This is a genomic window from Pseudoduganella guangdongensis (genome assembly GCF_009857475.1).
Lineage (GTDB): Bacteria > Pseudomonadota > Gammaproteobacteria > Burkholderiales > Burkholderiaceae_D > Rugamonas > Rugamonas guangdongensis.
In genome coordinates this window covers 104,591-116,814 of the sequence record NZ_WWCJ01000003.1, presented here as the reverse complement: position 1 = coordinate 116,814, position 12,224 = coordinate 104,591, and the positions used below count along the sequence as shown (strand labels likewise).

Below are 12,224 nucleotides of genomic sequence, written 5' to 3'. Positions count from 1 at the left end.
TGCCCTCCTAGATGATGGAAGTGCCGTCCCTTTGCACCTTGTTCGGGCAGCCCGACAGGATGCCCTCGTAATCACTGAGCCCGGCGCCGATAACCATACCGTCGTGGGTGATGTCAAACAAACGAATTGCCTTGCTGTGGCCGCTTCCACGCACCTTCACCACCGAGATCACACGCTTAAACTCGCCCGCCATCTCAATATAGCGCTGCATGATGATCGCGTCGGCCAGGAATGCATTGCCGTAGGGGCTGAAGCGCAGGTCGGTATAGCGGTCTTCCAGTTCGGTCGTCATCAGGACCGTCACACCCATGCTGGTCAGGACCGCCACCAGCCGGTACAGCGATTCCCGGAAATCGTCCTGGAAGGCCGGGGCCAGGGCCAGTTCAAAGCCCGACAGCGAATCGATCACCACCCGCTTGGCATCGAGGGCGCGGATCATGGAAACCATTTCGTGCAGCGTCTCATCGATGGAGAGGTCGAGCGAATGGGTGTCGATCACGCCCACCTTGCCGGCCTGGACCAGGTCCTCGAGCTTCTGGCTAAGCAGCTGGTTGGGACTTTTCTCGAAGGCGGCGATGACACCCGCCTCGCCGTTGCGCGCACCTTCCGCCAGGAACTCGGTCGCCAGCACGGTTTTGCCGGAGCCCGAAGGGCCCACCAGCAGCGTCGAGTAACCGGCCGGAATGCCGCCGCCCAGCATTTTGTCCAGTTCAGCGACCCCGGTCGACAAGCGCTGCTGCGCACTCAGGGCATGCCCGGCACGCGGCGCCGCGCTGCGCGACACGACCGCGCGCGGGAAAATGTGCAAGCCGTCTTTGCTGATGCGGAAGGTGTGCGAGCCCGGGCTATTTGCCTGCCCGCGCATCTTGACGACCTGGATCTTGCGCACGACGGAGTTGCGCTGCGCGCTTTGCGACAGCCAGAAAATGCCGTCGGCGATGGTGTACACCGGGCCAGTCTGGGCTTCGTTCTCCACGTACTCGCCAATCAGGAAGGTCGTGGCATGCCAGCTGGTCATCTGCATCGACAAGCGCTGCACGAAGTGCTGCAGATCGGCCGGGCCCTTGTGGCTGTCATCGCCGGCCTGGACGATGGAGCGGAAGGAATCCACGAAAATCAGGCTTGGCATGAACGCCTTGGTTTCTTCCACGATGCGCGCCAGCACCAGGTCGTAGTCGCCGCCCAGGACTTCGTCGGTCAGGTTGACAAATTTGATGGCCTGGCTGGCCTTTTTCAGGTCGAAGAAGGAAAACTGCTGCTGGTAACGCAGCATCTTCAGCGAAGGTTCGCCCAACACCGTGAAGAAAATGGCGCGGCAGTCCGGCCCGGCCAGTGCGAACATAAGCTGGTGCGCCAAGGTGTTTTGCCGCAGCCCGGCGCGCCAGCAATGAGGTTGAACGAAAACTCCGGGACACCGCCACCGAGCAATTCATCCAGGCCGGGAATACCCGTTGCCAGGCGTTTGATGTTTACCTTATTGCTCATGCTTGAAATCCTCGCCCCAGGCACCCAGGGCATCGTCTCCCCACGCCGCACGCAAAATGCCGACGGTCAGGGAATCGCCAATTAATGAAGCCACGAGGTCAATGAAACTGGCCAGCAGGCACACGCTGGCAGCCAGTGCTTCCTCATGGGTACGGGTGGCCAGTTTCGCCCGTAGATTGTCCAGTCCAGCCTCAGTGCTGGAAGCCGATTCTGCTTTGATCCATTGAAAAGACTGCGCTGTCAAGAAGAGGGTTCGCTCCAGCAAGTAACTAAAGCCGTCGTCGCTCACCAGTGATGCTACTTGCGCGCGCAAGGGCCGCAGCAGTGTCAGCAGCCCGCTGCCTGGCTCGCCAGCAGGCAAGGAGGATAGTAGCGCCGTGATCTGTTGGTGCCGGGCCCGAGGGTTTTCCATAAGAATCTGAATACACAGCGAAGTTGATCCGGTTGGACATTGCATGCATTCAGCCAGGACAATGCCGCAACGTCCTGTGCAATTGGCTGGAAGTCATTCGAGAACGGTTGCAATGTTAAATCATATACCATTCCCCCTCCCTACGATAGGCTAACCTTCAAAGTGTGCGCTATCGTGCGACAGGGGCTGGCCGGCACCACTATCCTGACGTTTCCAAACATTACATATGAGCCATTTCCTCGCTCTAGCCTATCGTGTAGGGGTCGCAATGACACTAGACCATGGAAACGGACAACTTTCGTTCACGGGTACTGCTGGTCGACGACAACCGGGATGCGGTCGACATGGTGTCGCAACTTCTCCAGTTCTATGACATCGACAATAAGGTCGCCTACGATGGCCTGACGGCCATCGCGCTGCTCACGGCCTGGCCGGCCGATATCGTTTTCATGGATATTCAAATGCCCGGCCTGAACGGGTACGAGACAGCGGCAGCCATGCATGCATTGCCTGGCTGCGCGGAATTGCCGATTGTCGCCTGGACTGGCTGGGATGGCTGCGGCAGCAGCGACGCCGTGCTCGCGGCACAAATGGTGCATCGCCTGGACAAACCATTCGAACTCAGCGAACTACTGGCCTTGATCGGGCGTTTCAGCGCGCAGGCGATGCCTGGGCCGCCGGCTGCATAACCTGGTCGGTCAGGCCACGCTTCTGGCGGTACATTTCCGCATCGGCACGCGCCAGGTAGCCGGACAACGGTTCCTGACTGGCGATATCGCAATTGATCACGCCAATGCTCAGCGACATCAGGTGGCGGTCATCACGGCAAGCATTGAACTGCGCAATCTTGGCATCGATGCGTTCGATGATGGCACGCGGCGTCGCATTGTCAAACGTGAAGGCCGCAAACTCATCCCCGCCCACCCGCCCTACTACATCGGCATGGCGAAAGGCACTGCTGAAGATGGTTGCCGCATCGCGTATCAAAACATCGCCGGCCGCATGCCCAAATTTATCGTTGACCAGCTTTAAGCCATTCACGTCGGCGAAGATCACCGCACATGCCAAGCCCTGCCGGCGCGCAATGAGCAAGCATTGCTCCGATTTGGCCAGGAAGCCGCGCCGATTCTGCAGGCTGGTCAGTTCATCCAGCGCGGCCTGCTCGCGCACCTCCAGCATTTCATGCTCGCTGGCCCGCAGTTCTTCCACGTGGCGCGACTCAGTCACTGCCCGGATCTTGAATTGCTCATCATCCCGATGCATCTGGGCCAACAGGCTAGCTAAACGGGCCCCGGCAAGTTCAGCAAGGCAGGGCAGCAGCTGGCGCGCATTCCGCAGTACCGCCCGCGCGGGCGGTGCTTTCCAGCGCAGCGCAATATGTCCGCCGCTCACGCCGTCGGTAAACGGCGCCGCGATTTCCCGCCCATCGTCAAGCGTCATCGCGGCGCCAGAGCCTTCATGCGCACTGGCAGCGGCCGCCTGGCGCACGCGCTGGCAAATGCCATGGTTCAACTCAAGGTGAACGTCTTGCCGCACCAGATCCAGGCAATAGCAGCTATCGCCGCTGTCGCCGCTGACTACGATCAGGATCGCGTCGGGGCCCAATTCCGACAAGTTTTTCCCGACTGTACGCAGGATAGATTCGATATCGTTGGCGCCCATCAGTCCCCTGGCAATGCGCAGGAGCGAGGTCAGTACGTTTTTGGTCGGAGAGCGCGAGCAGTCCTGTTGATGCGCACCATGCAGTATCGGGAGCTTACTCATCGCAGCCGGGCTCAGTTCCGCCCCGCCGCTTCAGGGGCTGCACGGCGCTCCCGGCTGGCCTGCAAGCGACTGCGCGCGTCGCGCACCTTCAAACGCTTTTCCCACCAGCCGTAGTCGCACAAGGTCTCCTTGGCGAGCGCGACGCAGTGCTCATAATCGGGCGACTGCTCGGCACACGTTGGCACCGGGGGTTCAATGCCCTGCGCCATACAGTAGCGCACGGCATCATCGAGATCCCCCTCTTCCAAGAGATCGCGGCACACCGTTGAATGAATGAGTGCGAAATTCACGCTAACCACCCTTGGCTACAAATTCGGATGCCGCGCCGCAAAGGCGATCGCGTCACATAGTTGGCCGTAGCGATACCCGCCATACAGGTAGTGTCCCTCGATAAAGGTGATGCCGTGCATGCGCATCATGCTCTCGTCCGCGTCATCCGGATGGTAAGCCGCCCGCCAGTCGGGCTGGAAAGCTGTATCGCGCTTGAAGCTCGCCTTGCCATGCTCGGCGACCGCATAGCGCAAGGCATCGCGGAACACATCGTAATGATGCTGGCGGAAAACATAGCGCCTCCCATCAAAAGAGATCTCGAAGCGCGCCGCCAGGCTCTCGTCCGATTCCTGGCGCTCGCCGCTAATATTCTGACTTTCCATGATCTTGCTCCTCAGCGCAGCCGCGCTATGGCAGTTGGTGCTTCATCGCCTCGGACTCGCTGGCCGCAATACGTTCCTCGCGGACACTAACCGGATCGCCGGAATCATCCACCAGACCAGCCGCACGCTCTGCATCGGCATGGGCGCCGGCGGCTTCATTCCCTTCGAGCATCTCCTCGTCCACCGGGGGGCGCAGCATATCGCGCAGCATGCCGCGCAGCTCGGCCAGGTCAGGCTTGAGCCCACGCCGGCGGCGCTGGCGGATGTAGTGTTGAATTTCTGATTCCTGTTCGGCGCTGAGAGGCAGGCCACGGAAGGAGAATTCCGGTCCAGGGTCATTCATGAAGACGCTCCTGCTTGGTAACTTCAGACCAGTGTACGCCTAATCCCCCGCGGGCGTCGGCCTGCAGCTTGTGCTTGCCAATCCATGCTTTACCTATGCTGCCCAGCGTCCGATACGAAATACCAATGGCCCGAGCATCCGCAAGGTGCTAACTTCCCTAATCCAGCGAGTGGGATCACACGCGAAGCGAGGAAATCATGGGCACCATCTATTCTGACCGCAGGCTCGACGAAGAACAGTTTCGCCACCTGGACCATGCGATTACACTGGCTCGTACGCATGGCTGGCACTACGCAGTCGTGTACCTGCGCAATCATCACGTTGCGGACTCGACTATCCAGCGCGTCCTGTTTGGCGAGTGGCAACTGCGGCGGGTACCCGCCAACACGCTCATCATCTATCAAAGCATGGCGGCATGCTGATGGCAGGCCTACCTGCGCTGCCAGCGCCGGTCATGCCACCTCATTAGCAGCTGCGCCGTGACCCCGTGGCCGCGGATCGAGGCAGCCACCACGCCCAGGGGCAATGTCACCAGGTCCTGTGCGCCAGCGCCCGCCACGCCATGATTCAAGGCGAACTCCAGGTAGTACACCGAACCGATGCCACGGATGCCCAGTCATCCGACCAGCATCTTCTTGCGCAGGGGAATGCCCGCCCCGGCCATCCCCAGCACCATCGATACCGGGCGCACTACCAGGAGCGAGAGCGGGGCGAACCACCATAAGCTGCCGGGGCTTCCCCGCGCGCGTCATGGCGCCGCTGGCATGATGCGAATTGGTTGCCGATTCCGCCATGCCCTTCCTCATCGCCCGCGTACCGCTAAACGAGAAGTTGCGCGCGCTGCGCAGCGAAAGCCTATCAACGCAGCGGCATCGTTGATCGGGTGCAGGTCGATCACTGAAACGCCGAATGGCCCCAACAAGAGGCCAAGCCCCAGGAAGACCATCGCACCGCTGAGCGGAAGGCGGGACACCAGGGTTCCCGCCAACATCATCGCGATCAGGATCAGGCTGCCATCAGGGCCCCGCAGCGTTAGCACAGGCAAATGAACGTGCGTCCCCTTCCCTCGACAGCGCCTATAATGAAATGATGGGAGGCTGGCATGGGAAGAATGCTGCAGTGGAAGGCTTCATATCGCCGAGCAGATGGCAGTCATGGCCGCGTTTATCTTGACCCAAGCAAAGTTCCCCTTGGCGTCGCGCTCATGGATTCCATCCTTCGCTGGGATACCGATCAGCACTACCAGGTGACAGCGGCAGCGGCGCCTGCCGATCGGCTCACGCAAGCAAGAGCATTCTTTATGCTGAACCACATAACTGCATTATGTGTGCGGTCGCTGGACGATGAGATCGATGCGACTTCCGATGCGTGACACAGCATCACCCCCAGTTCCGACACAGGAGGCGGTATGCTGCACAATTTCCTCACTAATAATCGCAGCGAGCTGATTGCCCGTTGCCGGGACAAGGTGGCCAGACGCGAGCATTCCGCCACACCACAGCAATTGTTACATGGGATCCCACTGTTTCTGGACCAGTTGATCGTTGCCTTGCGCAGGGAAGCAGCGGCGTCCGGCGACCCCGTCGGCACGCCTGGCACAACCACGACCGACGTCAGTGCGCAAGCGGCAATCGGCGCATCGGCCACACTGCACGGCAAGGACATGCTGGACCTGGGCTTCAACGTTGACGAAGTGGTGCATAACTACGGCGACCTGTGCCAGGCTATAAGCGACCTGGCCGTCGAACGCGATGCGCCCTTTACGGTCGACGAATTCCGGACACTGAATCATTGCCTTGACGTCGCCATCGCGCATGCCGTCACCGCCTTCAGCCAGCAACACGAGGTGCAGGCGGCGGATCGCCATGACGCCGAAGAGAACCAGCGCATGGGCTTCTTTGTGCACGAACTACGCAACCACTTGGGCACGGCGCAGCTCGCACTTGCCGCCTGCAAAACGGGTAATCTGCCTTTGGACGGCGCCACCGGCAGCATCCTGGCACGCAGCTGCAATGGCATGGGCATCATGATCGACGGCGCCATTGAACTGGTGCGCGACGCGCACCAGCGTGAGGCACAAAGCCGGTTCGCGCTGGCCGACTTCATCGCCGAAGCGGAGGCGACAACGTCGCTGGCGGCCAGCGCCAAAGAATGCCGCCTGCAGGTGCCAACGGTGGACCGGCGCCTGGCCGTCCAGGGCAACCGGCCAATGCTGCTTGCAGCGCTGGTCAACCTGCTGCAAAACGCCTTTAAATACACCCATTCAAACACGGTAGTAACGTTGACCTGTCACGCGGTTGGCGACAGCATTCTGATTGAAGTGGCGGATCACTGCGGCGGTATTGGCGCCGGCCTGGCGCAACGCATGTTCCAGCCATTTGAGCAGGGCGCTGGAGACCGCACGGGCCTGGGATTGGGCCTGACCATCGCCCGGCAATTTGTGGAGGACAATGGCGGCCGCCTGAGCGTGCGCGATGTGCCTGAGGTAGGCTGCGTCTTTACCATCACCCTGCCCTATTGCACTATGCCAGAGTAGTTCCCGACAGCGGCGCCAGCGCCTATACTGTAAGTGCTAGTTCACTGTAGGAGGTACCATGCAACTGATCGAAACCGACGATGTCGCGGAATTCGAAGCCATCCTGCGCAGGCACCGGATGGCACGTAGCGACTTTTCATTGAGTGCCACCGACACTACCGACCCCAAAACCGACGAGATACCTGCATTGCAAGGCGAGCTTACGGTCCGCCGTACCTCCACCGGCCAGGTCCGGCAATACCTCATCAGTGACAGCACGTCATGGCTGGAGCTGTTCCGCAACGACATCCGTGGCGGCGCTTTCGTCGGCCAGGATAGCCTCGGCACGTGCGCCCACATGAAACGCCAAGGCTAGGCGATACGTGATAAACATAGTAATCGCGGGCCGTTGTGCAATACTCCATGCATACAAGGGAGGGCGCAATGGACCAGCTGACCAAGCCAACACGGCGTGAGGACTTGTGGACCGCGGAGACGGTGCAGTATGGCGTCACCCTGCGCACCATTATCGGGCTGGCCGAGGCGCAACGCTATTTGCTCTCGCGCTGCGTGCCGCTTCATGTCGTGGAACGAGTCCTATCCGTCGCCGAGCAACCACGCCGGATGCTACAGCGCATCGAGATCACCGCCGCATAGGCAGCCACGTTACGTCGAAATCGTTAGGTGTGCAACCCAAAGACATGTATATTGAATGCAGTGCGTATGAAGCACCGCAAATAGTTGCTGGTCTCCCTCCTGTCTTGCCGCCTGCGGCAACTCCCGTCTGATTCCCTCGCTTGCTGTCCTTGCTTGTTGGCGCATTTCGCCGGGCTTAGCCCGACTCAACACATCTTTTAAGAGGTTCACTCATGACTACGCAAACCGGAATCGTAAAATGGTTCAATGATGCCAAGGGCTTTGGCTTTATCACACCTGACGCGGGCGGCCCAGACCTGTTCGTCCATTTCCAGAATATTCGCTCGAATGGCTTCAAATCGCTGGCTGAAAACCAGCGCGTCTCGTTCGACCGCAGCCCAGGGCCGAAAGGCGAAAAGGCTACCAACGTGGCGGCATCCTGACTTCGCAGGCAGGTAAATAGTTCCTTCAACTTGCCGCGCACAATCCAAGACGCCGGGTTGTGCGTGAACGCGGGGCACACCAGCGGCCATATATCACCATGTGAGCGATGCGATCAACTTCGCGCCGCATGCGGTCGAATCTCCATCATATGCATATGGTTTCGACTCGTGTTTTGCCCCATCGCCTCTCGCTTCGATTGGATAGGTGCCTTTGCATTGCGGACAAAATGTCATATCCGATTTTAGCGCCGCCTCCTTTCCCATAACTTTGGTGCCCGACGACGTGCTGATAACTTGGCCGCCATGATCAGTTTTGTCGTTCACGCGAATTACCCCACGGCCTTCATGTTTCATCTTTCCCTCCTTAGCATTTCGTTCATAGCAAGTTCACCGGCTCGGAGTCCATCAGATGCCAAGTAATCTCCGGCACAGGAATTGGGAAAAGCCAATCGCGCTGGGGATCGGGAAATGCTTGCCCCTTAACGAGCCAAGCCTGCCGCCAATACAAATTGATGGCAGCATGCAAAGGGTGGTCTGGAGGTACCCAAGGCTGCCAGGTTCCCGAAACCGGACAAATGGCCCCTGATGGGAGGGAGATCGGGGGCTCCGGTCGCCGAACTATTCGAACCATGCCCGCAGGAGCCTGTGGATCCACTGCGCCATGGTCATGCTTGATCGTGTCCCAGCGCCGCCAGACGATGCCGGCAACCGGGCCATGCGCGGATGTAAAACGCTGGAACTCTTCACCTCGCCGGTATAGCCCTGGTGGAACGGCCGCCAGTTGCGCACCCTCTTGCGCACTCAAGCCGGTGCCAAGCGGTTGCCAATAGCCCTCTACGGGTGCGATTGGGGCCTGTGTGTCCTGGCCCGTATCGCGCAAGGCGAATGCAGCATCGAGGTGGAAGCGACCGGAGCGCTGGGATGATGCGCTCGCCTGTGGTGGTATCGGTTGCGGACTTACTCCACGTGCGGCGTTGAGCAGCGTGTCGCGGTCGCCGTTCCAAGGGGGCAGTATGGCGGGAGGGAGTGGCAGAACCCTGTCAAGGTTAGGAAAGCGGTCGCTAGGATCAAAGCCAAGAGCCTCAGCAAATAGTCGATATCGCTCCGAACGGGCCGGGTCGATATGCGGTGCCGCCATCTCTTCCATTTCAAACGGCTTCCCGAACTCTATCAGCAGCGAATTCGCGCAAGCCTCAGAACCCAACTTAACCCCCGCATGCAGTACAACTAAAGCACGCGCCCTGTCTTCGTGGGTCGTCTCTCTGAAAGGCTGATTCGTATGAGAGAGAGCTAACTGATATGCCGCATCCGCATCACCCTGCCCGTAGGCGCACTCGAGCATTTTCCTGCCAACAGGAAGATTGCCCCAAAACGAACCATCCGGATCATCCCATATAGCATTCAACTTTCTCCCGAGATATGCCATCGCTGCGGGATTTCCCATTTCAGCGGCCCTTTGCCAGAACGCATAGGCACGCGTCGCGTCAGCTTTCACGCCTGTGCCGTTCATGTAATACGTTCCCATTCGATCGTATGCCGCGGGAACACCGAGGCGCATCGCTTCTTCAACAAGTTCAACGGCAGCCTTTTCACCATGCTCGGGATCGTGTCCCGCCAGATACAGACTGGCTAGGTTAAGGATCGCTTTCCAATGCCGCCGTTCAGCTGCCTGACGAGTAAGCTGGACAATCTTCCTATAATCACGTCGGGGAGGGTATATTTCTGCACTATCAAGTGCGAGCGCCTCCCGGAACCATAGGTCGGCTTGCGCATCAATGGGGGGCAGCCGCTGCGCCTCGATCTCACACTTGAATGACGACATGTGAGGGTTGAACAGTGGTAAGTCCTGATGACGCGACGGTACACGTGCGGAGTCATTGGTATTCATTTTGCAGGCGCTCAACGCGAGTAGGAACATCAATAGAGGACGGCGAGTCCACATTGTGGATAAAAAACGAAGCAAACTCATTTTGCTCACCCCAAACGGACCAGCGACTTTCGATCATCTCCAAAAGGGAGTAACAGACCCGAGATATCCAAGCCCATGCCTTTCCGGGTTTGGTTAATCCACATACGCTCGGTCCAGAGACGAAACGTGACAGATATCTCTCCTGCGCTTCCATGACCGCCGCTAAGTTCTTGCCCGCCAAACTGAGCCCAGATGCGGCGACGCAGTTCACGCACTTTATCTGGAGCGATCGCTGCTAGGTTGATCTCACTATCAACCGCCATACTCCGCTGATTCAAGTTCGCACTGCCCAGCGTCACATAAGTGTCGTCTATCAAGAGCAGTTTCGAGTGAATATAGATTTCTCGATAGCGCCATGTTCCATTTTTTGAATCACAGGCGTAGAGCATGGCGGTGCAAATCTTCAAGCCATAACTGTCTTGGAGCATTTTCAGACTCGGCTTCTCAATGCGATTTGCGTCCACGACTACTTCTGGCAAGGCGGGGGCGAAGGAAAATGGTTGGCCGATACCCCCCATGAACGTAGGCTTTTGCTCATTACTGGCCTTGATCATCCCGCATTGCCCAGTCATGCCCTCTTGTTGCCCCAGCGTAGCCAGTGTGTCGTAGGTGCGCGGTATCATGCTTCCTCGCTCTGGACGGGGTATCACTATAAAGACGTGAAGAAGTGGCATATCACGCTCTGATTTCCCGCTAGCTCCGCTTACGGAATTCCACTTATCCATGACAGTTTTACGCGTCTTCATGAGGCGTTGCGCCCACTCCGTGTACTGGAAATACTGGTTTTCCAAGTAAATGTAACCCGTCCCAAGCGCCGCTTGATCGGTCGCCTGAAAGTAGGCGTCCCTAATAGTCTTATCTTTCTCAGCCGGTTGGGTTCTTACAATCTGCACAGTCGAATCACCTGTTCTGGCCTTACGCAAACAAGTCTCTGGCATACTTGCCGGTTTCACTTTTCCGCTGGCGCGATCCGTCGGTTTTGATGCGCCGAGGCGCTCCCAAGCCTTAATGAAGTTCTGATGAACAGAAAGCAGCGCGCGCCCTCCATCAATTCGGCAGGCATAGTCCCGCATTGGCCTAACATACTTACATCCGGGCGTCGCCACGCCACCGACAGTAACTTCGAATTCCCGTCTCGGATCATCCAAACGGTGCTGTGAAGAATCCCAATAGTCGGTGAGCGAATTTAGTCCCATAACGTACCCGACCGCCCCCCTTCCTTCATCATGAAAAAGATCAATCAGGATTGGCTTCTGGTGATGGGTACCAAAACGAACCAGGCCTTGCCGTTCAAGGCCGAATCGGGCGCCATTTGATGGCTGGTTCGGTTCACTTAAAAGACTCTTTGCGATGGCATCTGCGTCTCCGCTATGCATGCGAACTTCAATGTTTTCCAGCTTTTCAAGATGCTTCCCAAACGCTGCATCGTACCAATCCATGCAGTAATTGCGCCGAGCCAGAGTCGAAAGCTCCAAAGAGTTAAGATCAGTTCTAGGCCTTCCCATCAAATCCACTCGTGCCAGTGCAAGGCTATGCAGCGCATTGGTCGGTCGACGCGTCGTGTGAAGGCTACGACGCCTGGAGTCTACAGCGTGGGTGTATCCCGGCATGTTGCGTGGATTAGCCAGTCGGACTGCATACGCGTCGTACCACACCAGTAAACGCACCTTGACGCCACGCCTGCCAGCTGCGATCAACAAGTCGCCGTAGGTCTCCCCTCTTGGCCAGTGGTCGCCACCGTTTCGAATTAACTCCATGCCCGGATCGAATCCCCAACAACAGAGGTCGATGCTCGCCTTGGCGGTTTCGATACTCTTGGCGATGTCCGCAAATGCGTCTTGGCCCCCAATGAAAAAGGTTAGCTTATTGTTATGTGATATGGGATGAGTGCCGGCCATGTTGGCCTTCTCCAGCAACCACTGCGGCGTGCTGGTCGAGGTGCGTTTTACCTCGTCGATGTGTGTAGTTTCGGTCCTCTTGATCGGATCTGCCATAGCTGCCCCC

General features: G+C 58.4%; 17 protein-coding genes. 7 read left to right on the top strand and 10 right to left on the bottom strand.

Annotated elements, in window-relative coordinates; translation table 11 throughout:
- Nucleotides 1-7 precede the first annotated feature (7 nt).
- From GTP41_RS04890 to GTP41_RS04885, 3 genes are read right to left on the bottom strand one after another with little or no spacing between them, the layout of a single operon-like run.
- The gene (locus tag GTP41_RS04890; RefSeq protein WP_229502737.1) at nucleotides 8-1,342 is read right to left on the bottom strand and encodes an RAD55 family ATPase; all 1,335 of its coding nucleotides are present in this window, start codon (nucleotides 1,340-1,342) and stop codon (nucleotides 8-10) included.
- Nucleotides 1,276-1,485: an RAD55 family ATPase gene (locus GTP41_RS27325; protein WP_229502736.1), complete on the bottom strand. Its 210-nt coding sequence runs from the start codon at nucleotides 1,483-1,485 to the stop codon at nucleotides 1,276-1,278. Before GTP41_RS27325 ends, GTP41_RS04890 begins: the two co-directional genes overlap by 67 nt.
- Nucleotides 1,475-1,774 carry a hypothetical protein gene (locus tag GTP41_RS04885; protein ID WP_161024453.1) on the bottom strand — a complete coding sequence of 100 codons (300 nt, stop codon included), beginning with the start codon at nucleotides 1,772-1,774 and terminating at the stop codon, nucleotides 1,475-1,477. Before GTP41_RS04885 ends, GTP41_RS27325 begins: the two co-directional genes overlap by 11 nt.
- Before the next feature lie 404 nt (nucleotides 1,775-2,178).
- Between GTP41_RS04885 and GTP41_RS04880 the strand changes: the two genes are divergently transcribed.
- Nucleotides 2,179-2,586: a response regulator gene (locus GTP41_RS04880; protein ID WP_161024452.1), complete on the top strand. Its 408-nt coding sequence runs from the start codon at nucleotides 2,179-2,181 to the stop codon at nucleotides 2,584-2,586.
- On the opposite strand, the gene GTP41_RS04875 is transcribed toward GTP41_RS04880, so the two are convergent.
- The 4 genes from GTP41_RS04875 to GTP41_RS04860 all read right to left on the bottom strand — a co-directional run bounded on the left by GTP41_RS04875 (nucleotide 2,549) and on the right by GTP41_RS04860 (nucleotide 4,657).
- Nucleotides 2,549-3,559 carry a GGDEF domain-containing protein gene (locus GTP41_RS04875; RefSeq protein ID WP_161024451.1) on the bottom strand — a complete coding sequence of 337 codons (1,011 nt, stop codon included), beginning with the start codon at nucleotides 3,557-3,559 and terminating at the stop codon, nucleotides 2,549-2,551. The genes GTP41_RS04880 and GTP41_RS04875 overlap by 38 nt on opposite strands.
- A gap of 113 nt (nucleotides 3,560-3,672) precedes the next feature.
- Nucleotides 3,673-3,951 carry a hypothetical protein gene (locus GTP41_RS04870; RefSeq protein WP_161024450.1) on the bottom strand — a complete coding sequence of 93 codons (279 nt, stop codon included), beginning with the start codon at nucleotides 3,949-3,951 and terminating at the stop codon, nucleotides 3,673-3,675.
- A gap of 15 nt (nucleotides 3,952-3,966) precedes the next feature.
- Nucleotides 3,967-4,314, bottom strand: a complete 348-nt coding sequence (locus tag GTP41_RS04865; protein WP_161024449.1) for a hypothetical protein — start codon at nucleotides 4,312-4,314, stop codon at nucleotides 3,967-3,969.
- Nucleotides 4,315-4,339: 25 nt separating this feature from the next.
- Complete coding sequence (locus GTP41_RS04860) at nucleotides 4,340-4,657, bottom strand: hypothetical protein (protein WP_161024448.1); 318 nt, start codon at nucleotides 4,655-4,657, stop codon at nucleotides 4,340-4,342.
- Nucleotides 4,658-4,854: 197 nt separating this feature from the next.
- Here GTP41_RS04860 and GTP41_RS04855 point away from each other — a divergent pair, with 197 nt between their 5' ends.
- The 6 genes from GTP41_RS04855 to GTP41_RS04830 all read left to right on the top strand — a co-directional run bounded on the left by GTP41_RS04855 (nucleotide 4,855) and on the right by GTP41_RS04830 (nucleotide 8,251).
- A complete protein-coding gene (locus GTP41_RS04855) occupies nucleotides 4,855-5,079 on the top strand; it encodes a hypothetical protein (RefSeq protein ID WP_161024447.1) in 225 nt (74 codons plus the stop codon).
- 680 nt (nucleotides 5,080-5,759) lie between these two features.
- Nucleotides 5,760-6,029, top strand: a complete 270-nt coding sequence (locus GTP41_RS04850; protein ID WP_161024446.1) for a hypothetical protein — start codon at nucleotides 5,760-5,762, stop codon at nucleotides 6,027-6,029.
- 36 nt (nucleotides 6,030-6,065) lie between these two features.
- A complete protein-coding gene (locus GTP41_RS04845; protein ID WP_202419626.1) occupies nucleotides 6,066-7,193 on the top strand; it encodes a sensor histidine kinase in 1,128 nt (375 codons plus the stop codon).
- Nucleotides 7,194-7,251: 58 nt separating this feature from the next.
- On the top strand, nucleotides 7,252-7,548 hold the full coding sequence (locus GTP41_RS04840; RefSeq protein ID WP_202419625.1) for a transcriptional regulator: 297 nt from the start codon (nucleotides 7,252-7,254) through the stop codon (nucleotides 7,546-7,548).
- A gap of 68 nt (nucleotides 7,549-7,616) precedes the next feature.
- Nucleotides 7,617-7,829, top strand: a complete 213-nt coding sequence (locus GTP41_RS04835; RefSeq protein ID WP_161024445.1) for a hypothetical protein — start codon at nucleotides 7,617-7,619, stop codon at nucleotides 7,827-7,829.
- A gap of 212 nt (nucleotides 7,830-8,041) precedes the next feature.
- Nucleotides 8,042-8,251 carry a cold-shock protein gene (locus tag GTP41_RS04830; RefSeq protein WP_161024444.1) on the top strand — a complete coding sequence of 70 codons (210 nt, stop codon included), beginning with the start codon at nucleotides 8,042-8,044 and terminating at the stop codon, nucleotides 8,249-8,251.
- A gap of 93 nt (nucleotides 8,252-8,344) precedes the next feature.
- On the opposite strand, the gene GTP41_RS04825 is transcribed toward GTP41_RS04830, so the two are convergent.
- From GTP41_RS04825 to GTP41_RS04815, 3 genes are read right to left on the bottom strand one after another with little or no spacing between them, the layout of a single operon-like run.
- A complete protein-coding gene (locus GTP41_RS04825) occupies nucleotides 8,345-8,605 on the bottom strand; it encodes a PAAR domain-containing protein (RefSeq protein ID WP_161024443.1) in 261 nt (86 codons plus the stop codon).
- Nucleotides 8,606-8,627: 22 nt separating this feature from the next.
- Nucleotides 8,628-10,220, bottom strand: a complete 1,593-nt coding sequence (locus GTP41_RS04820) for a tetratricopeptide repeat protein (RefSeq protein WP_161024442.1) — start codon at nucleotides 10,218-10,220, stop codon at nucleotides 8,628-8,630.
- A 5-nt stretch (nucleotides 10,221-10,225) separates the two neighbouring features.
- On the bottom strand, nucleotides 10,226-12,214 hold the full coding sequence (locus GTP41_RS04815) for a phospholipase D-like domain-containing protein (protein WP_161024441.1): 1,989 nt from the start codon (nucleotides 12,212-12,214) through the stop codon (nucleotides 10,226-10,228).
- Between the last annotated feature and the right edge of the window lie 10 nt (nucleotides 12,215-12,224).

Coding starts and splice junctions, on each gene's coding strand:
- GTP41_RS04890 (WP_229502737.1), bottom strand. CDS start 1,342: ATGTTCGCACTGGCCGGGCCGGACTGCCGCGCCATTTTCTTCACGGTG.
- GTP41_RS27325 (WP_229502736.1), bottom strand. CDS start 1,485: ATGAGCAATAAGGTAAACATCAAACGCCTGGCAACGGGTATTCCCGGC.
- GTP41_RS04880 (WP_161024452.1), top strand. CDS start 2,179: ATGGAAACGGACAACTTTCGTTCACGGGTACTGCTGGTCGACGACAAC.
- GTP41_RS04875 (WP_161024451.1), bottom strand. CDS start 3,559: ATGGGCGCCAACGATATCGAATCTATCCTGCGTACAGTCGGGAAAAAC.
- GTP41_RS04865 (WP_161024449.1), bottom strand. CDS start 4,314: ATGGAAAGTCAGAATATTAGCGGCGAGCGCCAGGAATCGGACGAGAGC.
- GTP41_RS04860 (WP_161024448.1), bottom strand. CDS start 4,657: ATGAATGACCCTGGACCGGAATTCTCCTTCCGTGGCCTGCCTCTCAGC.
- GTP41_RS04855 (WP_161024447.1), top strand. CDS start 4,855: ATGGGCACCATCTATTCTGACCGCAGGCTCGACGAAGAACAGTTTCGC.
- GTP41_RS04850 (WP_161024446.1), top strand. CDS start 5,760: ATGGGAAGAATGCTGCAGTGGAAGGCTTCATATCGCCGAGCAGATGGC.
- GTP41_RS04845 (WP_202419626.1), top strand. CDS start 6,066: ATGCTGCACAATTTCCTCACTAATAATCGCAGCGAGCTGATTGCCCGT.
- GTP41_RS04840 (WP_202419625.1), top strand. CDS start 7,252: ATGCAACTGATCGAAACCGACGATGTCGCGGAATTCGAAGCCATCCTG.
- GTP41_RS04835 (WP_161024445.1), top strand. CDS start 7,617: ATGGACCAGCTGACCAAGCCAACACGGCGTGAGGACTTGTGGACCGCG.
- GTP41_RS04830 (WP_161024444.1), top strand. CDS start 8,042: ATGACTACGCAAACCGGAATCGTAAAATGGTTCAATGATGCCAAGGGC.
- GTP41_RS04825 (WP_161024443.1), bottom strand. CDS start 8,605: ATGAAACATGAAGGCCGTGGGGTAATTCGCGTGAACGACAAAACTGAT.
- GTP41_RS04820 (WP_161024442.1), bottom strand. CDS start 10,220: ATGAGTTTGCTTCGTTTTTTATCCACAATGTGGACTCGCCGTCCTCTA.
- GTP41_RS04815 (WP_161024441.1), bottom strand. CDS start 12,214: ATGGCAGATCCGATCAAGAGGACCGAAACTACACACATCGACGAGGTA.